Annotated in this window: 16 protein-coding genes; 9 read left to right on the forward strand and 7 right to left on the reverse strand. The window is 66.2% G+C overall.

Going from position 1 to position 20,544, the window contains the following annotated elements; all coding sequences use genetic code 11:
• Positions 1 to 82: 82 nt before the first annotated feature.
• Entirely contained in the window at positions 83 to 1,933 is a 1,851-nt protein-coding gene (locus U5782_RS19685; RefSeq protein WP_322045551.1) for an acyl-CoA dehydrogenase, read from the reverse strand.
• Positions 1,934 to 2,159: 226 nt separating this feature from the next.
• On the opposite strand from U5782_RS19685, the gene U5782_RS19690 reads away from it, so the two are divergent.
• On the forward strand, positions 2,160 to 2,681 hold the full coding sequence (locus U5782_RS19690) for a cysteine hydrolase family protein (RefSeq protein WP_322045552.1): 522 nt from the start codon (positions 2,160 to 2,162) through the stop codon (positions 2,679 to 2,681).
• 17 nt (positions 2,682 to 2,698) lie between these two features.
• On the opposite strand, the gene U5782_RS19695 is transcribed toward U5782_RS19690, so the two are convergent.
• Positions 2,699 to 3,802, reverse strand: a complete 1,104-nt coding sequence (locus U5782_RS19695; protein ID WP_322045704.1) for an alpha/beta hydrolase family protein — start codon at positions 3,800 to 3,802, stop codon at positions 2,699 to 2,701.
• 571 nt (positions 3,803 to 4,373) lie between these two features.
• Here U5782_RS19695 and U5782_RS19700 point away from each other — a divergent pair.
• Complete coding sequence (locus U5782_RS19700; RefSeq protein ID WP_322045553.1) at positions 4,374 to 6,476, forward strand: putative bifunctional diguanylate cyclase/phosphodiesterase; 2,103 nt, start codon at positions 4,374 to 4,376, stop codon at positions 6,474 to 6,476.
• A 30-nt stretch (positions 6,477 to 6,506) separates the two neighbouring features.
• On the opposite strand, the gene U5782_RS19705 is transcribed toward U5782_RS19700, so the two are convergent.
• Genes U5782_RS19705 through U5782_RS19720 form a run of 4 tightly spaced genes read right to left on the reverse strand, consistent with a single transcriptional unit; the run spans position 6,507 to position 11,130 of the window.
• Entirely contained in the window at positions 6,507 to 7,511 is a 1,005-nt protein-coding gene (locus U5782_RS19705) for a CaiB/BaiF CoA-transferase family protein (protein ID WP_322045554.1), read from the reverse strand.
• Between the two features lie 29 nt (positions 7,512 to 7,540).
• Positions 7,541 to 8,671: an acyl-CoA dehydrogenase family protein gene (locus U5782_RS19710; protein WP_322045555.1), complete on the reverse strand. Its 1,131-nt coding sequence runs from the start codon at positions 8,669 to 8,671 to the stop codon at positions 7,541 to 7,543.
• Between the two features lie 42 nt (positions 8,672 to 8,713).
• On the reverse strand, positions 8,714 to 10,273 hold the full coding sequence (locus U5782_RS19715; RefSeq protein ID WP_322045556.1) for an AMP-binding protein: 1,560 nt from the start codon (positions 10,271 to 10,273) through the stop codon (positions 8,714 to 8,716).
• Positions 10,252 to 11,130: an IclR family transcriptional regulator gene (locus U5782_RS19720; RefSeq protein ID WP_322045557.1), complete on the reverse strand. Its 879-nt coding sequence runs from the start codon at positions 11,128 to 11,130 to the stop codon at positions 10,252 to 10,254. The genes U5782_RS19715 and U5782_RS19720 overlap by 22 nt, the downstream gene beginning before the upstream one ends.
• Before the next feature lie 413 nt (positions 11,131 to 11,543).
• Between U5782_RS19720 and U5782_RS19725 the strand changes: the two genes are divergently transcribed.
• The 3 genes from U5782_RS19725 (at position 11,544) to U5782_RS19735 (ending at position 14,308) form a co-directional block, all read left to right on the forward strand.
• Positions 11,544 to 12,734 (forward strand): thiolase family protein, encoded by a 1,191-nt coding sequence (locus U5782_RS19725; RefSeq protein WP_322045705.1) that lies wholly within the window; start codon positions 11,544 to 11,546, stop codon positions 12,732 to 12,734.
• A gap of 38 nt (positions 12,735 to 12,772) precedes the next feature.
• Complete coding sequence (locus U5782_RS19730; RefSeq protein WP_322045558.1) at positions 12,773 to 13,540, forward strand: SDR family NAD(P)-dependent oxidoreductase; 768 nt, start codon at positions 12,773 to 12,775, stop codon at positions 13,538 to 13,540.
• Between the two features lie 225 nt (positions 13,541 to 13,765).
• Positions 13,766 to 14,308: a cysteine hydrolase family protein gene (locus U5782_RS19735; RefSeq protein ID WP_322045559.1), complete on the forward strand. Its 543-nt coding sequence runs from the start codon at positions 13,766 to 13,768 to the stop codon at positions 14,306 to 14,308.
• Between the two features lie 89 nt (positions 14,309 to 14,397).
• Here the strand turns inward: U5782_RS19735 and U5782_RS19740 are convergent, their stop codons facing one another.
• Positions 14,398 to 15,402 (reverse strand): acyl-CoA dehydrogenase family protein, encoded by a 1,005-nt coding sequence (locus U5782_RS19740; RefSeq protein WP_322045560.1) that lies wholly within the window; start codon positions 15,400 to 15,402, stop codon positions 14,398 to 14,400.
• Positions 15,403 to 16,202: 800 nt separating this feature from the next.
• On the opposite strand from U5782_RS19740, the gene U5782_RS19745 reads away from it, so the two are divergent.
• The 4 genes from U5782_RS19745 to pdxA all read left to right on the forward strand — a co-directional run bounded on the left by U5782_RS19745 (position 16,203) and on the right by pdxA (position 20,495).
• Positions 16,203 to 16,502 carry a hypothetical protein gene (locus tag U5782_RS19745; RefSeq protein WP_322045561.1) on the forward strand — a complete coding sequence of 100 codons (300 nt, stop codon included), beginning with the start codon at positions 16,203 to 16,205 and terminating at the stop codon, positions 16,500 to 16,502.
• A gap of 522 nt (positions 16,503 to 17,024) precedes the next feature.
• On the forward strand, positions 17,025 to 18,038 hold the full coding sequence (locus tag U5782_RS19750; protein ID WP_322045562.1) for a 2-keto-3-deoxygluconate permease: 1,014 nt from the start codon (positions 17,025 to 17,027) through the stop codon (positions 18,036 to 18,038).
• The gene (locus tag U5782_RS19755; protein WP_322045563.1) at positions 18,035 to 19,417 is read left to right on the forward strand and encodes a four-carbon acid sugar kinase family protein; all 1,383 of its coding nucleotides are present in this window, start codon (positions 18,035 to 18,037) and stop codon (positions 19,415 to 19,417) included. Before U5782_RS19750 ends, U5782_RS19755 begins: the two co-directional genes overlap by 4 nt.
• A 79-nt stretch (positions 19,418 to 19,496) precedes the next feature.
• On the forward strand, positions 19,497 to 20,495 hold the full coding sequence (pdxA, locus tag U5782_RS19760) for a 4-hydroxythreonine-4-phosphate dehydrogenase PdxA (protein ID WP_322045564.1): 999 nt from the start codon (positions 19,497 to 19,499) through the stop codon (positions 20,493 to 20,495).
• Positions 20,496 to 20,544: the final 49 nt, after the last annotated feature.

A 20,544-nucleotide genomic window follows, 5' to 3' on the forward strand; every position in this document is an offset into this window, starting at 1 on the left:
AACATTCACGATCAAGACCGAAGGACTCGGTCACCCGCTGGTCCAGGCGCCCGACCTGTTCAAGGTCGGGCCATCAGCACCCTCAGAACCACGCGTCCTGCATATCGAGCGTCGTGCGGTCGAGCGACGCGAGCAGATCGAACTGCGCGCCGGTCTTCGGCAATTCCCACGCAAAGAAGTACGTAGCCGCCGCGAGCTTGCCGCGATAGAAGTCGGCGTCGTCGCCTTGTGCGTGCTTGAGCGCCGCGCGCGCAGTGAGTGCCTGTTCGAGCCAGATCCACGCCACCACGACGTGACCGAACGCTTCCAGGTACACCGAAGCGTTGGCCAGCGTGACGTTCGGGTCGCCCGCCGCCCACAGCGCGCGCGTGACATCGACCAGTCGCGCAAGCGCCGCTTCCAGCGCGCGTGCATGCGCCGCGTCCTGCGATTCGCCGTTCGAACGCGCGCGATCGAGCGTGGTCTGCACGCGCTGCGCGAACAGCTTGAGCGCCGCGCCATCCTTGATCGTCACCTTGCGGCCCAAGAGGTCGAGCCCCTGGATGCCGTGCGTGCCTTCGTGAATCGGATTGAGCCGGTTGTCGCGATAGAACTGTTCGACGTTGTACTCGCGTGTGTAGCCGTAACCGCCGTGCACCTGAATCGCGAGATCGTTGGCGGCCAGACACCACTGCGAGGGCCAGCTCTTGGCGATCGGCGTGAGCAGGTCGAGCAGCAGCGTGAGCGGCGCGCGCACAGCGTCGTCGTCGATGGCGCGGGCTTCGTCCACCAGCTTCGCGCACCACAGATTGAGCGCCAGCGCGCCTTCCACATAGCTCTTCTGCGCGAGCAGCATGCGGCGCACGTCGGCGTGCTCGACCAGCTTGACCTGCGGCGAAGCGGGGTCCTTGCCCGCCGCGCCCATGCCGCGTCCCTGCGGACGATTGCGCGCGTAGTCGAGCGCATGCAGATAGCCGGTGTAGCCGAGCATCGTCGCGCCAAGACCCACGCCGATGCGCGCCTCGTTCATCATGTGGAACATGCAGGCGAGGCCCTTATGCGGCTCGCCCACCAGATAGCCGATCGCGCCCGCACGTCCGCCCGGCGTGTACTTCGTGCCTTCGCCGAAGTTGAGCAGGCAGTTCGTGGTGCCGCGATAACCCATCTTGTGATTGAGCCCCGCGAGCACGACGTCGTTGTGCTCGCCGCGCGAACCGTCTTCGTTGACGAGATACTTCGGCACGATGAAAAGCGAGATGCCTTTCACGCCCGGGATGAGCTTGCCATCGGGGCCGGGAATCTTCGCGAGCACGAGATGCACGATGTTTTCGGACAGTTCGTGCTCGCCGGCCGAGATCCACATCTTGTTGCCGCGCAGGCGGTATTGCGCGCCCAGCGGCGAATCGCCTTCGAAGTCGGCGCGCGTGACCACGTCCGAGAGCGACGAACCGGCCTGCGGCTCGGAAAGACACATCGTGCCGAAGTAGCGGCCTTCGAGCTCGGGCTTCACGAAGGTCTCGATCTGCTTTTCCGTGCCATGCGCGAGCAGCAGGTTCGCATTGCCGATGGTGAGGAACGGGTAGGAACTCGTACCGACATTGGCGGCCTTGAACCAGGCAAAGCCCGCTTTTTCGACCACCACGGGCAACTGCATGCCGCCGTAGTCGTAGTCCTGGCCGGCGGCCATCAGGCCCGCATCGCAGAACGCCTTCAGCGCCGTTTTCACCTCGGGGATGATCGTGACGGTTTCGCCGTCGAAGTGCGGCTCCTGCTGGTCGTTCTTCTTGTTGTGCGGCGCGAACAGGTCGGTGGCGATCTTCTCGCAGGTGTCGAGCGCGGCGTCGAAGGTCTCGCGCGAGTGGTCCGCATAGCGCGCGATGCGCGTCAGGCGCTCGACATCGAGCCATTCGTAGAGCAGGAAATTCAGGTCACGGCGGGAGAAGATCAGCGACATGGCAGGCGGTCTCGCGAAGAAGGTGACGAGTAAGGATGTCAGCCTACACTAAAATAGAACGATCGTACTATTGGGGATTGCGCGGGCGTGCCGAAGGGCTTTTCGGCCTGGCGTCTTGCGCGAGCGTCGTGTCGCGGAAACAATGGTGCGCGCCGCGCCGAATCCGCCGGGAAAGACCCATCCGCCATCGGCACGGTTTTCATCCACTCACCTCAGGAGCACCCGCATGAGCCAACCCGCGCTGATCGTCATCGACCTCCAGAACGACTACTTTCCGGGCGGCGCGTTCGAACTCTGGAACGCCGACGCCACGCTCGCCACGGTCGAGCGCGCCATCGCCCAGGCGCAGGCGAAAGGCATCCCGGTCGTCCATATCCAGCACGTGGCCGATGCCTCCAAAGGCATCTCTCCCTTCTTCAACGCGGGCACCGAAGGCGTCGAAACGCACGCGCGCATCAAGGCCGCCGCGCCCGACGCGCCGGTGGTCGTCAAGCATTTCGCCGATGCCTTCGAGCGCACCACGCTGCACGAAACCCTGCAACGCCTCGGCGCCGACGAACTGATTCTCTGCGGGATGATGACCCAGAACTGCGTGACGCATACGGCCCTGTCCCGCCGCGCCGACGACTACAAGAAAGTGACCGTGCTGAGCGACGCCTGCACGACGGTCAGCCCGATGATCCACGCGATCGCGCTCAACGGGCTCTCCACGCGCGTGACGCTCGCACCGACCGACGAGGCCATCTGAGCTGGCGGCTCGCGCAATCAGTTCGCCAGGTTGCGCCCAAAGAACGTCAGCGCTTCTTTGGCCGCGAGCGCATGGACGGCGTCGCGATCCACGCCAGGGCCATCCTTGCAGACGCGCGCGAGCCGCTCGACCGCGCCCGGCAGGCAGGTCGCGAGAAAGGTGTAGTGCGACGCATCCGGCACCATCGTCAGGCTGGCTTGTGGCAGAAAGCCCGCGATGCGCCGCACATTGGTGTCGGGTGGCACGGTGATATCGGCCGTGCCCGCCATAAGGGCGACCGGAATCGTCACGTCCTTGAAGGACTGGGCGTCGAAGGCTTCGCCCAAGGCCGGCGCGATTGCGAATACGGCGCGCACGCGCGCGTCGCGCAACGAGTCGCCCGAGTGCGCGAGCGAGTCGCGCATGGCCGGCGTGGGCGGCGCGGCGACGGCGCTGGCGGCGCCGGCCAGACGCTTCACTTCGGGCGGATGGCAGATGGCGTCGGCGGCCGGGGAGTGGCAGAAGGCGTCGAAGGCTTGCACGTCGGTGCGCGCGCCCGCGAGTTCCAGCACGGTATAGCCGCCCAGCGAGAATCCCGCTGCGCCGATGCGCGAGCGGTCGATATGCGGCCCGAACTGCGGATCGGCGAGCAGCGCGTCCAGCACGTTGCTCAGATCGGTCGCGCGCTCCCACCAGAGCAGGAACCCTTCGCGCGTGAGCGGCGCGAGCAGGTTGTTGCCCGGATGATTGACGGCCGCCACGATATAGCCGTGCGCGGCGAGCGCACCGGCGAGCCACTCCTGATCGTTGGCGGTGCCGCCCGTGCCGTGCGAAAGCAGCACGAGCGGATAGCGTGCGCCCGCGTCGCCGGCCAGCGGGGCGTTGCTGGCGACACTCAGGTGGCGAAACACCGGCTCGCCCGACGAGGCGGTGTCGTGCGGCGGCCTGGGCGATTCGGGTGATTCAGGCGTATTCGGCGCGTATGGCGTATCCGGCGCGACGGGATACCAGACCTGCGTGACGAGCTGTTCGCTGGCGGCGCCGCGCCAGTTGCGTTCGGCGGCGGGGTGGAACGAGCGCGAGGCGAGGCCCACGTGCCAGGGCGCAGCTTCGCCTGCATCCGCCGCCGAGGCGCACGCCATCTGCCCCGCCAGCAAGCCGGCCACGCCGAGCGCGAACAGCGCGCGACGAACGAAGTGTACGGGCGCCAATCGGGAGCGGGAGGCATTGATGTCGCGCGGCATAGTCACATCCCTGGCAGGAAGTCAGTCGCTCAAGAGGTGGGCAGCGAGCGTAAACAGAAAATGCGCAGAAAATGCGCAGATAATCCGCTCGAGTCCGCTCAAGTCCATTCGCTAAGGAGCCCGATTCTAATGAAGAATCGGCAACGGCCGCTGCCGCATGGCGTTTTTCGCCGCTATCGATGAAAAATCCAGGCAAATCGTCTAAATAAACCGCTCGACGTTTGCAAATACTCGAATAAAAAAGGGGCTTTATAAAGTTATGGCGCATACCTGCCGTAGACTGGCGAACGGGCCGCGTGCGCGCCGCGCATGGCTCGCCCGTTCCGGACTCCCCGCTTCGACTGCCGCTGCGGCTTCACCTTGCGGTGTTTTGCCGTGTTATCGTCGCGCGCGCCGCGCAAGCCGGCCGCAATAGCCGGTTTGCGCGAGAAACATCGCTTATTTACTCAGGCTCAAAGGAGGCCTTCCCGTGACGAACGTGCTGGGCTGCATCGTCTACAAGCACAACCCGTGGCTCGTTCTCGTGGCCGTGCTGATCTGTGGCGTGGGCTCGTGGGTGACCGCGCGCCTCGTGCGGCGCGCGTTCGCCACGCGCGGACTGCAATGCGCGGGCTGGCAGTTCCTCGGGGCCACCACGGCGGCCGTGGCGATCTGGTGCACGCACTTCGTCGCCATGCTCGGCTACGAGCCGGGCGTGCCCGTGAGCTTCGATCCGGTGTTGACCATTGTTTCCCTGCTGATCGCGCTGGGCGGCAGCTTCCTTGGCATCTTCGTGGCGTGCAGCGGCTTCACGCGCGCCGCGCCCGTGATCGGCGGCGCGCTGGTCGGGCTGGCCATCACGCTCATGCACTACATCGGCATGATGGCCTACCGCGTCGACGGCATCGTTAGCTGGAACCGGCCGTATCTCGTGGTCTCGATCGCACTTTCGGTCGCGCTCAGCGCGCTGGCGTTCGAGCGCGCCTCGCAGCGCCCTCGCAACGCGCACAACGAAAGCCATTCGTTCATTCGCGTGTCCGGCACGCGCGCCCAGGTGGGCACGGTGGCGGCGCTGCTGGCTGCCGCCATCGCCACGCTGCACTTCATCGGCATGAGCGCGTTTCAGGTCGAACCGCTTGCGATCGACGCGCGTTCCGCCGATCCCGCCGCGCTTCAGGCGCTCGCGCTGGCGGTGGCGGGCATGGCATTTATCATCGCGGGCGCGGGTCTCGTGAGCTATCTGCTCGACGATAGCGTGCGTGCCGAGTCGGTCGAACATCTGCGCAACATGGCGCTCTCCGACATGCTCACCGGCCTGCCGAACCGCGCAGGCTTCAAGGAACGGCTCGACGCCGAAATCACACGCACGGCAGCGCACGGCGGCAAGCTCGCGCTGGTCAACATCGACCTGAATCGCTTCAAGGACATCAACGACCTGCGCGGCCATCACGCCGGCGACGAAGTGCTGCGCATCCTGGCGCTGCGCTTCAAGAGCCTCGTACGTGACGACGAATTCGTCGCGCGCGTGGGCGGCGACGAGTTCGTCGCGTTGCGCCGCTTCACGCGCCGTGAAACACTCGACGATTTCCTCGGCCGGCTGGAGGCGGCGCTGTTCCGTCCGATCCGCTACGACGACTGGGAAGTGATGTCGGGCGCGAGCATGGGCGTGGCGATCTACCCCGACGACGCCACCAGCCAGACCGTGCTCATCAATAACGCCGATCTCGCGATGTACCGCGCGAAGGCCGATCTCACGCGCTCGGTGTGCTTCTACGAGCCGAAGATGGACGAGACGGCGCGCGCGCGTCGCACGCTCGCGGCCGACCTGCGCGATGCACTCGCGCGCGGCCAACTGAGCGTGCACTACCAGGTGCAGACCTCGATCGCGAGCGGCGAAATCTGCGGCTACGAGGCGCTGCTGCGCTGGGAACATCCGCGCCAGGGCTTCATTTCGCCCGGCGTATTCATTCCGCTCGCCGAGGAAAATGGCCTGATTCTGGCGATTGGCGCGTGGGTGCTGCGCGAAGCCTGCTCGCGCGCCGTCACCTGGCAGCCGCCGAGCAAGGTGGCCGTGAATCTCTCGCCGGTGCAGTTCGCGCACGCGGACCTGCCCGCGCTCGTGGCCGAGGTGCTGGCGGAAACCGGCCTGCCGCCCGCACGCCTGGAACTCGAACTGACCGAGTCGACCATCTTCGCCGACCGCGAACGCTCGCTCGAAACGCTCCAGCGCATCAAGGCGCTGGGCGTGAGCCTCGCGCTCGACGACTTCGGCACCGGCTATTCGTCGCTCGATACGCTGCGCTCGTTCCCATTCGACAAGATCAAGCTCGACCAGTCCTTCGTGAGCGAAGCCGAGTCGAGCCGCCAGGCGACGGCGATCATCCGCGCCGTGCTCGCACTCGGCAAGAGTCTGGGCATTCCCGTGCTGGCCGAGGGCATCGAAACCCAGGACCAGCTCGACCTGCTGGCGGGCGAAGGCTGCGACGAAGTGCAGGGATTTTTGCTGGGCCGCCCCGTGCCGCTCGCGCAACTGGTGGCGAGCGGCAAGCTGAAGCTGACGGCCGAGCCAGAACCGGCGGTGGCGACGGTTTGACCGTATTGGCGCTCGCGCTTGAGCGCTCAATCAAGCACTGAAGCGCGGCGCACACTTTGGCACCCACGCGCCGTCCTGCTCCACGAACGCGCCGCGCGCGGCGTTGTGCGCATGCCGGGGCGCCTCGGCCAGATCTAGCACGGGCGAAACGCACGCGTCGCTGCCCTCGAAGCGCGCGACCCATGCGTCGCGTGTGCGCGTGGCCACGGCCTGTGCGATGCGCTGGGCGATCAGCGGCCAGTGCGTGCGCTCGCGTTGCGGCAACGCCAGCAGATCCTGCGCGCCGATGCCCTTCATGAACGCCGCGTAAAACGGCGGCTCGATGCAGCCGACGGCGATCCATCGGCCATCGGCGCAGCGATACGTGCGATAAAACGGCGCGCCGCCGTCGAGCAGGTTGCTCCCGCGTACATCCTGCCAGTCCCCCGCTGCGCGAAAGCCATAGATCATGCTCATCAGCATGGCTGCGCCGTCGGTCATCGCGGCGTCCACCACGCAGCCTTCGCCGCTCGCGCGGGCGCGCAGCAGCGCCGCGATCACGCCGAACGCGAGCACCATGCCGCCGCCGCCGAAGTCGCCCACGAGGTTGAGCGGCACGACGGGCTCGCCATCGGCCAGACCGATTGCGTGCAGCGCACCGGAAATCGCGATGTAGTTGATGTCGTGCCCGGCCGTCTGCGCGAGCGGACCCGTTTGCCCCCAGCCCGTCATGCGTCCATAGACCAGCGCGGGCCGCCGCGCGCGGCACGCGTCTGGACCGAGTCCCAGACGCTCCATCACGCCGGGCCGAAAGCCCTCGATCAGCGCGTCGGCCTGCGCGATCAGGTCGAGCGCGCGCGCCACGTCGTCGGCGCGCTTGAGGTCGAGCGCAATATGCTCGCGCCCGCGTGCGAGCGGCCCAACGGGTAGCGCCTCGCCCGCGCGGCCGATGCGGATCACGCGCGCGCCCATCTGCGCGAACAGCATGCCGCAGAACGGCGCGGGACCCAGGCCCGCGAATTCGACAACGGTGACGCCTTTTAGCGGTTCGATCATCTCGATGGTCTCCTCCTTGCGCCTCGCGCTCAAAGTGTGCGCGCGATGATTTCCTTCATGATCTCGTCGGTGCCGCCGTAGATGCGCATCACGCGCGCATCCACCCACGCGCCCCCAATTACGTACTCCGACATATAACCGTAGCCGCCATGCAGTTGCAGGAAGTCGTCGAGCAACTGGTTCTGTAGTTCGGTGGCGTTGAGTTTGGCCATCGCAGCATCGACAGGCGAGAGTTCGCGGCGCAGATGCCGCGCGATGCAGTCGTCCACGTAGACGCGCGCCATCTCGGCTTTGGCGCGTGCGTGCGCGAGCTTGAAGCGCGCATTCTGGAAGTCGAAGATGGCCTGGCCGAACACCTTGCGATCGCGCGTGTACTGGATCGTGCGATCGAGCATGCCCTCGATCGAGGCGACGGCGCGCACGGCGATCACGAGCCGCTCTTGCGCAAGCTCCCGCATGAGATACGAAAAGCCCGCGTTTTCCTCGCCCAGGCGCTGCGTGACGGACACGCGCACCTCGTCGAAAAACAGCTCCGAGGTGTCCTGGGCGCGCAGCCCGATTTTCTCCAGCTTGCGGCCCTTGGCGAAGCCCGGCGTGCCGTCTTCGACCACGATCAGCGAGACGCCCTTCGAACCCAGATCCGGCGCGGTCTTGCAGACCACGATCACGAGGCTCGCATTCTGGCCGTTGGTGATGAAGGTTTTCTGCCCATTGATGACGTAGTCGTTGCCCTCGCGCCGCGCTGTGGTGCGCACCGACTTCAGGTCGCTGCCGGTGCCCGGCTCCGTCATCGCGATCGCGCCGATATGTTCGCCGCGTGCGAGTTTGGGCAGCCATTCGCGCTTCTGCTCTTCGGTGCCATAGGCGTAGATGTAGGGCGCGACGATATCCGAATGCAGCGGAAAGCCGATACCGCTTGCGTTCACGCGCGCGAGCTCCTCGATCAGGACGGCGGCGTGGCCGAAGTCGCCGCCACCGCCGCCGTATTCCTCAGGAATCGTGCAGCACAGCAGGCCTTCCGCGCCTGCGCGCAGCCAGACCGCCTTCGGCACGATGCCGTCCTTCTCCCATTGCTGATGAAACGGTGCGATCTCGCTCTCGATGAAGCGGCGGACCTGCTCGCGAAACAGCTCGTGATCTTCGCGGAATACGCTGCGCATGCGGGTGTCTCCTGTCTTGATCTATTCGATATGGATAACGAATTAATTGGTACGCTCGGGCTGCCGATAACGCTCCTTCAATATTCGCCTGAGCAGTTTGCCGTTGTCGTGACGTGGCAGCGCGTCCTCGAAGGCGATCGAGCGCGGCACCTTGATCGACGACAGCCGCTCGCGACAGAACGTCTGCAACGCCTCGACCAGGTGCGGGCTGGCAGCGTCGCGCTCGCGCAGTTGCACGATGGCCTTGACCGCTTCGCCGAACTCCGCATGCGGCACGCCGATCACCGCCACGTCGGCAACCGCCGGATGCTCGGCGAGCACGTTCTCGACTTCCTGCGGATACACGTTCACCCCGCCGCTGATGATGAGGTCCACGCGGCGATCGCTCAGGAACAGATAGCCCTCGGCGTCCACATGGCCGATGTCGCCGTAGGTGGCCCAACCGCGCGAGTTGAACACGCTCTGCGTTTTGGCCGGGTCGTTGTGATATTCGAACGGCGGACCGCCCTCGAAAAATACGCGGCCGATCTCGCCGGTTGGCAGTTCGTGATCCTCATCATCGACGATATGCAGCTTGCCGAATTTCGCGCGTCCCACCGAGCCGCGATGCGCGAGCCATTCCTGCGCGCCGATGGCGGTGAGCCCCACGCCTTCCGAACCCGCGTAATACTCGTAGATCACGGGGCCGAGCCAGTCGATCATCTGCTGTTTGACGAGCGGCGGGCAGGGCGCGGCGGCATGGATCGCCACTTTCAGGCTGCTCACGTCGTAGCGCCGGCGCACCGCTTCGGGCAGCGCGAGCAGGCGCACGAACATGGTCGGCACCCACTGGCTATGTGTCACGCGATAGCGCGCGATCGCATCGAGCGCGGCTTCGGGGTCGAACTTGCGCAGCACGATGGTCTGGCCGCCCACGCGCAGCATGCGCACGAGATAGCGCAGCGGCGCGGCGTGATAGAGCGGTGCGGTGCTCAGATAGATTGCGTTCTCGTCGAAGCCAAAGCTCTTGCGCCATGACGCGGTTTCGGTGTCGTCGAGTGTGCGCTCCTCCCACGGGATGAGCGGTTTGAGGATGCCTTTGGGTAGGCCCGTGGTGCCGGAGGAATAGAGGAAATCGCGGCCTTGAGGGCGCTCGGGCAAGGGCTCGCGGATGTCCACAGAAGCGAGCGCGGCATCGAGGGAAGCGAAGCCCGGTGGCGTCTGGGCATCGCCCGCCTCGGCCATGAAGCAGGCGACGTCTTGCGTGGCGCCTTCGGCCACCAGCGACTGCGCAAGCTCATGCAGTGCGTGTGAGACGATCAGCACGCGCGCGCCGCAATCGCGCAGGACGTGGGCCGCCTCGCGCGTTTTCAACTGGATGCTGATGGGGGTGTAGTAGAGACCGGCGCGCTCGGCGCCGACGGCGATGACGGCAAGCGTCGGGTGGTTCTCGAACAGCAGCGCGATGCCGTCGCCGGGTTGCAGGCCAAGGCCGATCAGCCAGTGCGCCACCCGGTCGGCGCGTTCGTTCAGTGTGGCGTAAGTGAGGATTTCGTTGGTGTCGGCAAAGCGCAAAGCCTCTTTGCCGGGTGTAGCGACTGCTAATTCGCGGACACGCTCCACGGTCTTGTCTCCATGTCGTGCGCGGCCCCAGTCATGCTGCCGAGCGCTGCCTCCACGCGCCTGACCAGCGACATCAGCCGTGGGGCGATGTCATCGGTCAACTGGTTGCCGCTGAGATTGAATACTGCAATGGAACAGCTGAAAACCCAGTACTCGTCGTCGATGGGCGACGCCAGCGGAATCGCCACCGAATGAATCTCGCGCTGCATGTCGCCGTGCGACACCGTGCAGCCCATTTCACGCAACTCCTGCTGCGCCTGCGCGAGGCGCTGGGCGAGCAACTCGCCCTTGGCCGGATCGCGCGCCAGCGTCTCCTGCAGATACTGCTCGCGCGCCGCGGCTGGCACCGTCCACAGATACGCGCGGCCCGACGCCGTGCGCGACAGCGACAGCCGCGTGCCGATCTCCGAGCGATACACCGCGCTGCCCGACCCCTGGATCACTTCCGTGTAGGCCATGTTCAGCCGGTAGCCCACCGCGAGCGACACCTGACCGTGACAGTAATCGGCCAGCTCCTGCATCATCGGCCGCGCGATCTGGCGGATCGTCATGCGGCCGAGCGCCGGTGCGGCGAGACTCAGCATCTCGGTGCCCAGCACGTACTTCGAAATGCGCTCCGAGTAGCGCAACAGGCCAAACTCGCCCAGCGTATTGATGAGCCGCAGCGCCGTGGGCTTGGGCAACCCGGTGCGCTCTACCAGCTCGCGCGCCGACAGCTCCGAGGCCCCCATCGAAAAGCATTGCAGGATCCGGATGCCCCGGGCGAGCGCGCTCACGATCTGCGCGTCACCGGACGATTCGGCTGCGTCGTCGGCACGGGCGGCAATCTCGCGGTCGCGGCTGAGCGGGTCTTTCATGTCGGGTTCCTTCGTCGGGATGAGGGCGGCGCAGCCGGGTCGAACTGGCGCGCTGCGCGGCAAACCCGGCATTCTAGCTTTCACCCGCGGGCTGGAACATTTTTTTCAAGACGACAGGCTCATTTTTCGGAAAACGCGACGCTATGCCGCGCCCTTTCGGGCCATTGGCGGCGCTCAGAGTGTGGGAATTCGGTCTCTCGGGTTCGAACAATGAAACCAGTGTTGCGGATTCGATGGTCAAAATCAATAGAAATGATCTTTGTGGATCAAAAAATGTTAACCACTATTGAAATTTCGAGATGTGGTGGTGTATTTTGATCCTGGTGTTTCATTTTTCATGCGCGACGCAGTAAATCGAGCATCTTTGACATCGCGCAAAGCATCTTTCACCTCCAACCATTGAGCGAACCATGATCCAGAGCGCGGTAATCGTCGACGCAGTGCGCAGTCCTATGGGCCGGACCAAGGCCGGCGGCGCTTTCGTCGAACTCCACCCGGCCGACCTGCTCTCGCAGGTGCTCCAGCAACTCGTCGAGCGCAACGACCTCGATCCGGGCAGCGTCGACGACATCGTCATCGGCTGCGTGAGCCAGGTGGGCGAGCAGGCCACCACGCCGGGGCGTGTGGCCTGGCTCGCGGCGGGCTATCCGCAGCACGTGCCGTCCACCACGGTCGAGCGCAAATGCGGGTCGAGCCAACAGGCCGTCCATTTCGCGGCGCAGGCCATCATGGCGGGCGCAAACGAAATCGTGATCGCGGGCGGCGTGGAGTCGATGAGCCGCGTGCCGATGGGTTCGTCGCGCATCGGTCGCGACCAGTACGGCGCGCGCTTTCAGGCGCGCTATCCGCAGGGACTGGTCGGGCAGGGCGTGAGCGCGGACCTGGTCGCCCAGAAGTGGGACCTCACGCGCGAAGTGCTGGACGCGTATGCGGCCGAATCGCATCGCCGCGCCGATGCCGCGCGCAGCGCCGGGCACTTCGCGCGCGAGATCGTGCCGATCGAGGCGCCGGGCGCTGACGGCACGCGTCGCATCGACGTCGACGAAACGATACGCGCGGGCACCACGGCCGAACGCCTCGCGGGCCTCGCGCCCTCGTTCGAAGACGCCGCGCTCGCTGAGCGCTTTCCTGGCATCCGCTTCAACGTGACGGCGGGCAACGCCTCGCAGATCTCGGACGGCGCGGCGGCGCTGCTGGTGATGAGCGAGAGGAAGGCCGCGCAACTGGGCCTGAAGCCGCGCGCACGCATCGTTTCGTTCGACGTCTGCGGCGACGATCCGCTGATGATGCTCACCGCGCCGATCCCCGCAACCGAGCGCCTGCTGAAGAAGGCGGGCCTGACGATCGGCGATATTTCGCATTTCGAAGTGAATGAGGCGTTCGCATCGGTGCCGCTCGCCTGGCAAAAGGCGCTGGGCGCCGATGCGGCGCGCCTGAATCCTGCCGGCGGCGCGATTGCACTCGGGCATCCGCTGGGCGCCTCGGGCGCGCGACTCATGACGACGATGCTCAACGCGCTCGAGCGCAGCGGCGGACGATTCGGATTGCAGACGATGTGCGAGGCGGGCGGCATGGCCAACGCCACGCTCATCGAACGCCTTTAAATAGCGAACAGACAAAGACAGCGACAAGGAGAACACGCATGGAATGGAAAGGAGCGGTAGCGGTTGTCACGGGCGGCGCATCGGGTCTCGGCCTGGCGAGCGCGAAACAGTTGCTGGAGAAGGGCGCGCAAGTCGTGCTCGCCGATCTCGCGAGCTCACGCGGCGCGGCCGTCGCCGACGAACTGGGCCCGGCGGCCTCGTTCGTGCCCGCCGACGTCACGAGCGAAGCGGACATGCAGTCCGTATTCGCAGCGGCCACGCAACGCGGTGCGCTGCGCGGGCTCGTGCATTGCGCGGGTCGTGGCGGTGCAGTGCGCCTGATCGAGAAGGATGGCTCGCCGGGCTCGCTCGACGCCTATGAAAACATCGTGCGCGTGAACCTGGTCGGCACCTTCAACGCGCTGCGTCTCGCGGCGGCGGCGATGGCGCGCAACGAACCCAACGCGGCAGGCGAGCGCGGAGCGTGTGTGCTCACTGCATCGGTGGCCGCGTACGAAGGGCAAATCGGCCAGGTGCCTTATGCGTCGTCGAAGGCGGGCGTGGTGGGCATGACGCTGGTGGCCGCGCGAGACCTCGCGAGCAAGGGCATCCGCGTGTGCACGATCGCGCCCGGCTTGTTCGATACGCCGATGCTGGCGCGCCTGCCGGACGAGATTCGCGCGTCGCTCGGCAAGACTGTGCCGTTTCCGCCGCGTCTCGGTCAGGCCGACGAATTCGCCTCGCTCGCGCTACACATTCTCGACAATCCGATGCTCAACGGCGAAACGATCCGGCTCGACGGCGCGATCCGTATGCAGCCGCGCTAGCGGCTGAAATAGCGGGTTGACGCATCGCAAGTGCGTACGGCATGATGGTCCGCATGAACCTCGATCGCATTGCGCGCGCCACCACGACGACGACCACGACCGCTTCAGGCGGGTCGTGAGGTCGGTGCGCGAAAGGTTCAAACGTATCCGCCCCAAGGCCCCGCCGGTAACGGACGGGGCCTTGTCGTTTCTCCCGTCCTTATCGGCTCGACAAGGAGAAACGCCATGCAAGCCAGCGCATCGAACCCGCGCGCCCTGTTGATCATCGACATGCAGGTCGGCATGTTCAGCAGCCATCCGCCACCCTTCGAAGGCGAGCGCGTGCTCGCGAACATCAACACGCTGATCGCGAGAGCACGCGCGGCTGGCGCGCCGATCTACGCGGTTCGCCACACCGGGCCCGCTGGTTCGCCGCTCGCGCCGGACAGCGCGCTCACGCAACTGTTGCCTGCACTCGCTGTGGACCCTGCACGCGACCACGTATTCGTGAAAACGCGGCCCAATTGCTTCGTCGGCACGGGGCTGGCGCAGTGGCTTGCGGAAGCAGGCGTGGCCGAACTCGTGATCGCGGGCATGAAGACCGAATATTGCGTCGATGCGACCTGCCGCGCGGCGCTCGATCTGGGCCTGCGCGCCGTGCTGATCGAGGACGCGCACAGCACCGCGAATACGCCCGCACTGGACGCGCGCGACATCATCGCGCATCACAACCGCACGCTGAACGGCCCCTTCGTATCGCTTGCGCGCACGGCGGATTTCGCGTTCTGATCAACGCTCCAGATTCAGCGCGGCAACCCGAAAAACAAAACGCGCCGCTAAAAAGCGGCGCGTTTTTGTCTGGGCAAACCGCAGCGACGTCAATGCCGCAAGGTGGCTGCTTCGTCGAGCGCATCAAAAATCCCAACCACGCCTTCGTCCATCACAGAGCGATGGTCGCGCGCATGCGTGCCGACGACCTCGTCCCAGAACGCCTCCGACCCATACTGCAATCGTTGCGCGTGCAGACGGCGCGTAAAGAGCTGAAGATCGACTTTTGCGGCAACGCCGACGCTGCCCATCAGCCCGTGTGCGCCATTGGCGACCAGCGGCGCGGCGCGGCTCGCGCGCGCCTTGGCGATCGCGCTCGCGATGCGCTGCTCGTCGCTGCGATGCGCGGCGCAGCCCTGCTCCGCGGCCACGCGCGTGGCCGCGACGTGTCCGGCCATCACGCTCAGCTGGCGCTCCAGCGCGAGAAAGGTGCTGCACGAACGGCTTGCCGGTGCGCGGTCATTCACATAGGCCGTGCTGATGTCGAGCACGCGCTGCATCGCGCCCGCCATGGTGGCGGCGGTCACGATCGCGCCGAGTTCGGCGATGCCGCGCGCGGGCAGCGCCTGCGCCGTACGGGTATCGAAGCGCACCGTGGCGTCGAGCCCATCGCCGTGCTTTTCCACGCAGGCGGCGGCGAGCGAAACCAGCCAGGTGCCGGCCGACGTTTCCACGACTACCGCGTCGGCCACCTGACCGTAGGGCACGAAGGCCGCGCGCTGCGAGGCATCGGCGATCGCGAGCGCGATGGGCCCGCGCGGCGCCGCCACGTTGGCCGCGGCGAGCAAATGGCGCGCAATCATCGTGTGGGCGGCGGGCAGCGGCAACGCGTGCTGGCCGAACGCGAACAGCACGCCCGCGGCCTGCGCGAGCGGCAGATCGGCGCCGCCCTGGGTTTCGGGCACGAGCGCATCGAGCAGGCCGAGCGCTTCGAGTTGTCGCCAGAGTTCGCGGCCCGCGCGGCGGTCCTGCGTCAACTCCACGCCGCGCACGAATTGCGGCGTGCAGAGATCGGCGAGCACGGTTTGCGCCGATGTCGTTAGCATGTCGTTCATGGTGGTGTGTCTCTCCCTGATTGGCGTCATGCGCCCGCTCGATATTGCGCTTGCTGCGCGGTCGTCATGCGTCGTCCTCCTGATGCTGCTCTGACTGTCTTTATGGGCGCTTGCCCGATAGCTCTGGCCGCGCCGTATTAATCCGTACCGATTCTAGAAGCGCGATCCTGCTCAGGCAACCCGAAAAAAACCCGATAAAAACCCTGCAGTTCGAATTTTGGCGCGCGAGCGCTGTTGATTCGAAACGGGAAAACGCCCGTAACGCCCGTATTGTCGGGGCATGCGCTCAGGCCGCGCGTGATCACTCAAGCGTTGTTCCGTGTAACGAATGAATCCATTGCGGAATCGGAAATAGCGCGGCGAGGAGAGCGAGGACTCGTTGCGGGCGCAAGGACTTTCCGCAATCGCGTGACGATTGCGCATCGGGCGTGCGTGTGGAGCGGGCGCGATCGAACCGGGGCGATCGCCGCCGCCGACGCGCTGTCGCGATAGCAGACGGCGCATTCGTAGTACGACAAACCACCTCGGTTGGCGATTTGCTCCCACATATTGAGCACGGATTGAGCGCGGATTGCGCGAAATCGCAAACTGAGACGCATGGTCAAGCGAGGCAATCGAACCTGGGTATTGTCATACGACGAAAGGGAGAAGCCATCGGCGATAGCAAACATTGCAAGCTATGCCGAAATCTTGCGTCGCGAACTGGGCCCCGGGGATAGAAGGCCCGCGCAGACGCCTTGCCGGTTAATCCGGACGTATGTGGATGTACGAACAGCGGCAAAATAAAAAGCGAGAGAAAAATGAGTGCCATACCGAAGTCCAGCCTGCCCAGGAGCGGTAGTCTGCTGCCCGCCATCCTGGCCGACGCCGAACTCGACCACGTCGAGCGCATGGTGCAATACACGAGCCGCGCACAGGCCGCGCACATGCCGCGCGGCATCGACGGCGAATACTGGAAAAAACGCCTGCGCATGCTCGAAGCGACGTACGACCTCGTCGCGAGCCAGCGCAGCCGTGTTACGAGACTGTTTGAGTTGCTGGAGGCGGGCGCCGCTCAGGTGTCTGCCGCTACGACGGCAGGCAATGTCTTTATGTTGTAGCGCTCGCGCGCGTTGCCACCGCCCGGCGAAGCGGAAAGTGGGGAACGGGCGCCCACGATTCCACCAGTAGTCCTGAGGATGAGGCGTGACGAAGAACGCCTTCCATGCGTCGATCTGACGACGGTCGGGCGCGCCCATGCGCAGGCCGTCGTCGAGCGGCCCGACCCAACACGCAACGCTCCGCCCCCCTCGTCCTGACCACCGACGACACGTGCCCGCTCGATATCCTGGGTGTGCCGTAGTTGCCGATACATCGCGTGTCGGCCGCCGGGTTCCCGCCGAAGCCGTTCGCTCCCGCGCTGTCCACGCCGGCAATCCGCGCCGCCGCGATCTCCCCCGCCATCACCCGTCCCTATTTTGATCGTTTCGATCATTCAAATGATCGAATTGCGCAAATCCGTGCGTGCGTTTACACTCCGCCATGATCGTTTCAATCAAAACAGTGAGCAAACCGATCAAATCCCAGAGCGACCCCGCCGGACCAAGGCGTGCGCCGATCGGATCATCATTGAGGAGACTCGCATGGCCCAGATTCCCATCAAGCGTTCGATCGAGCGCGTTCCCGGCGGCATGATGATCGTGCCGCTGCTCGTCGGCTCGCTCGTTGCGACCTTCGTGCCCGGCTTGCCGAAGTTCTTCGGCTCCTTCACGAATGCGCTTTTCACCGGCGCGCTGCCGATCCTCGCCGTGTTCTATGTCTGCATGGGTGCGAGCATCGACGTGAAGGCCACGCCGTATCTGCTCAAGAAGGGCGGGGCGCTGTTCGCGACCAAGGTTTGCGCGGCCATCCTGGTCGGCATTCTGATGGGACATACGCTCGGTGAGCAGCCGATCGCCTCGGGTCTGTTCGCGGGCCTGTCCACGCTGGCCGTGGTCGCCGCGATGAACGACACCAACGGCGGTCTTTATATGGCGCTGATGGGGCAGTACGGCCGCTCGGAAGACGTGGGCGCCTATACCATCATGTCGCTGGAGTCGGGGCCGTTCCTCACGATGGTCACGCTGGGCGTGGCGGGGCTCTCCGCGTTCCCGTGGCAGACGCTGGTGGGCAGCATCCTGCCGCTGTGCGCGGGCATGCTGCTGGGCAATCTGGACCGCGAAATGCGCGCCTTCCTCGCGCGCGCCGTGCCGGTGATGATCCCGTTCTTCGCGCTCGCGCTGGGCGCAGGTCTCGATCTGCACAAGGTCTGGCAGGCCGGCGTGCTGGGTATCGGCCTTGGCATTGCCGTCGTGATCGTGACGGGCATTCCCCTGTATTTCGCCGATCGCGTGACGGGCGGCACGGGCGTGGCCGGTGTCGCGGCCGCCAACACGGCCGGCAATGCCGCCGCCGTGCCCGCGCTGGTCGCGGCGGCCAATCCGGTGTACAACGCGGCGGCGCAGAGCGCGACGCTGCTGGTCGCGGCCTGCGTGGTGGTGACGGCGATCGTCTCGCCGGTGCTTACGGCCTGGGTGGCGAAGCGGGCCCACGCGCGCGACGCCGCGCGCAACCCGAATCCCGGTGAATCCTGCGAAGGCAAGAGGCTCGCACCATGAAGCTGTTGATCATCGCCGACGATCTTTCGGGCGCCGCCGATTGCGCGATCGGCTTCGCCAACGCGGGCCATCGCACGGTGGTGACGCTCGATCCGTCCGACGCGGCGCACGCCGCCGATGTGATCGCCGCCGACACCGACACGCGCCGCCTCACGCCCGCCGACGCCGCCGGGCGCACTGCGCAGGCGTTCGCCGCGCTGGGGCGCGAACGTCGCCTCTACAAGAAGATCGACTCGACGCTGCGCGGCAACTGGGCCGCCGAGGTCGCCGCCCTGCAGGCGCATGCGGGCCTCGCGATCGTCGCGCCCGCGTTTCCGGCTACGGGCCGCACGGTGCGCGGCGGCGCGCTGCTCGTGCATGGCGTGCCGCTCGAACAGACCGAAACCTGGCAGCTCGAACACGCGGGCCGCAGCGCCGACATGGCCGCGATGCTGGCGGCGGCGGGCCTCAAGAGCGAGCGCTTCAACGCGGCGCTGCTGCATCACGAACCGCGTGCGCTTGCGCGCCGCGCGGCGCTGATTGCGGCCGAAGGCGCGGACGGCGCGCAGGCGCTGATCGTCGATGCACAGAGCGCGGACGATCTGCGCGCGCTGGCTCACGCGACGCTCGCGCTTGAGAGCGCGTTCTTCTGGGTTGGCTCGGGTGGACTCGCGCGCGAGCTTGCGACGCTCGATCTGCCGCGTGCGGACGACACACGCGATACCGAAACAGAGGACCACGGCGTCAGCGGCCCGGTTCTCGTGCTGGTCGGCAGCCTGTCGGCCGTGGGCGAGCGCCAATGTGCCGTGCTGCGCGAACGCGTGGGTCTCGTCGAACTCGTGGTGCCGCCCGAAGTGTTGCGCGCGGGCGAGGCGCACGCGGACTGGCCGCACTGGTCGGCGCGCATTGGTGCGACGCTGGGCGCGGCCGGATCGGACACGCGCGCAGACCTGCTCCTGCGCATCGGTCGCGACGAAGCGTTCGATCCTGCCGAAGGCGCGCATCTCTCGGCAATGCTGGCTGCGCTGGTCGTGCCGCATTTCGCGACGCTCGGCGGCCTGATCGCCACGGGTGGCGAAACCGCGCGTGCGATGCTCGACGCTGCGGGCATCGGCAGTCTGCGCCTGATCGCCGAGATCGAGGCGGGCGTGGCGGTGGCGCGACCGCTGATGCAGACCGAAGGCCGCTCGCATCGCCCCGCCGTCGTCACCAAGGCGGGCGCGTTCGGCACCGATGACGCGTTGTACGCCGCGTGGCGCCATCTTGGCGACATGCGCGTAGGCGACATGCGCGTAGGCGACATGCGCGTAGGCGACATGCGCGTAGGCGACATGCGCGTAGGCGACATGCGCGTAGGCGACATGCGGCGCGAAACGCCCACACAAAGCACGACACACTGAACAGACACACGCGCGAACGGCGCGCGACGCCTCGCATTGAGCCGCGCGCCGACGCCCATTCAGCACCCTTGAGGAATTTATGAGCACCTATATCCCCGTCATCGGCATCACGATGGGCGACGCCGCCGGCGTCGGCCCCGAGGTGATCGCGAAGAGTCTCACGCACGCGCAGGTCTACGCGCAGTGCCGTCCGGTCGTGATCGGCGACGCGCGCCGGCTCGAACGCGCCATCGACATCTGCGGGCTGAAGCTTGCGGTGCGTCGCGTCAACGACCCGTCCGAGGCGCGCTACGAGCCGGGCACGATCGACATAATCGACCTGAACCTGATCCCCGACGATCTGCCTTTTGGCGAACTCTCGGCGCTCGCGGGCGACGCCGCCTACCAGTACATCGCGCGCGCGGTCGAACTCGCGCAGAGCAAGCAGATCGACGCGATCTGCACCGCGCCGCTCAACAAGGAAGCGCTGCACGCGGGCGGCCACAAGTATCCGGGCCACACGGAAATGCTCGCGCACCTCACGGGCGTCGAGGAAGTGTCGATGATGCTGGTCGCGCCGCAACTGCGCGTGATCCACGTGACGACGCACATCGGCATCATCGACGCGATCCGCAAGATCGAGCCGGGCCTCGTGCAGCGCACGATCGAGCGCGGCAACGCCACGCTCGTGAAGGCGGGCATTGCGAAGCCGCGCATTGGCGTGTGCGGGATCAATCCGCACGCGGGCGAAAACGGTCTGTTCGGCTATGGCGAAGAGGAAGAGAAGATCATTCCGGCGGTGAAGCTGTTGCAGGAACGCGGCCTCGACGTGACCGGCCCGCTGCCCGCCGATACGCTGTTCTTCCGCGCCGGCCGTGGCGACTTCGACCTCGTGGTGGCGATGTATCACGACCAGGGGCACGGTCCCGTGAAGGTGCTGGGCCTCGAAGCCGGCGTGAACGTGACGGTGGGTCTCGAAGTGATCCGCACCTCGGTCGACCACGGCACGGCGTTCGATATCGCGGGTAAGGGCGTGGTCGATGCAGGCAGTCTGCTCGAAGCGCTGCGCCAGGGCGCGGAGTTGGCCACGCGCCGTTGAGGTGCAACGTGCCGGAAGGGGCACAGCCCGGATCGATCGCACCATCGTG

Origin of the sequence: Paraburkholderia sp. J67 (genome assembly GCF_905220265.1) — a bacterium.
GTDB lineage: Bacteria > Pseudomonadota > Gammaproteobacteria > Burkholderiales > Burkholderiaceae > Paraburkholderia.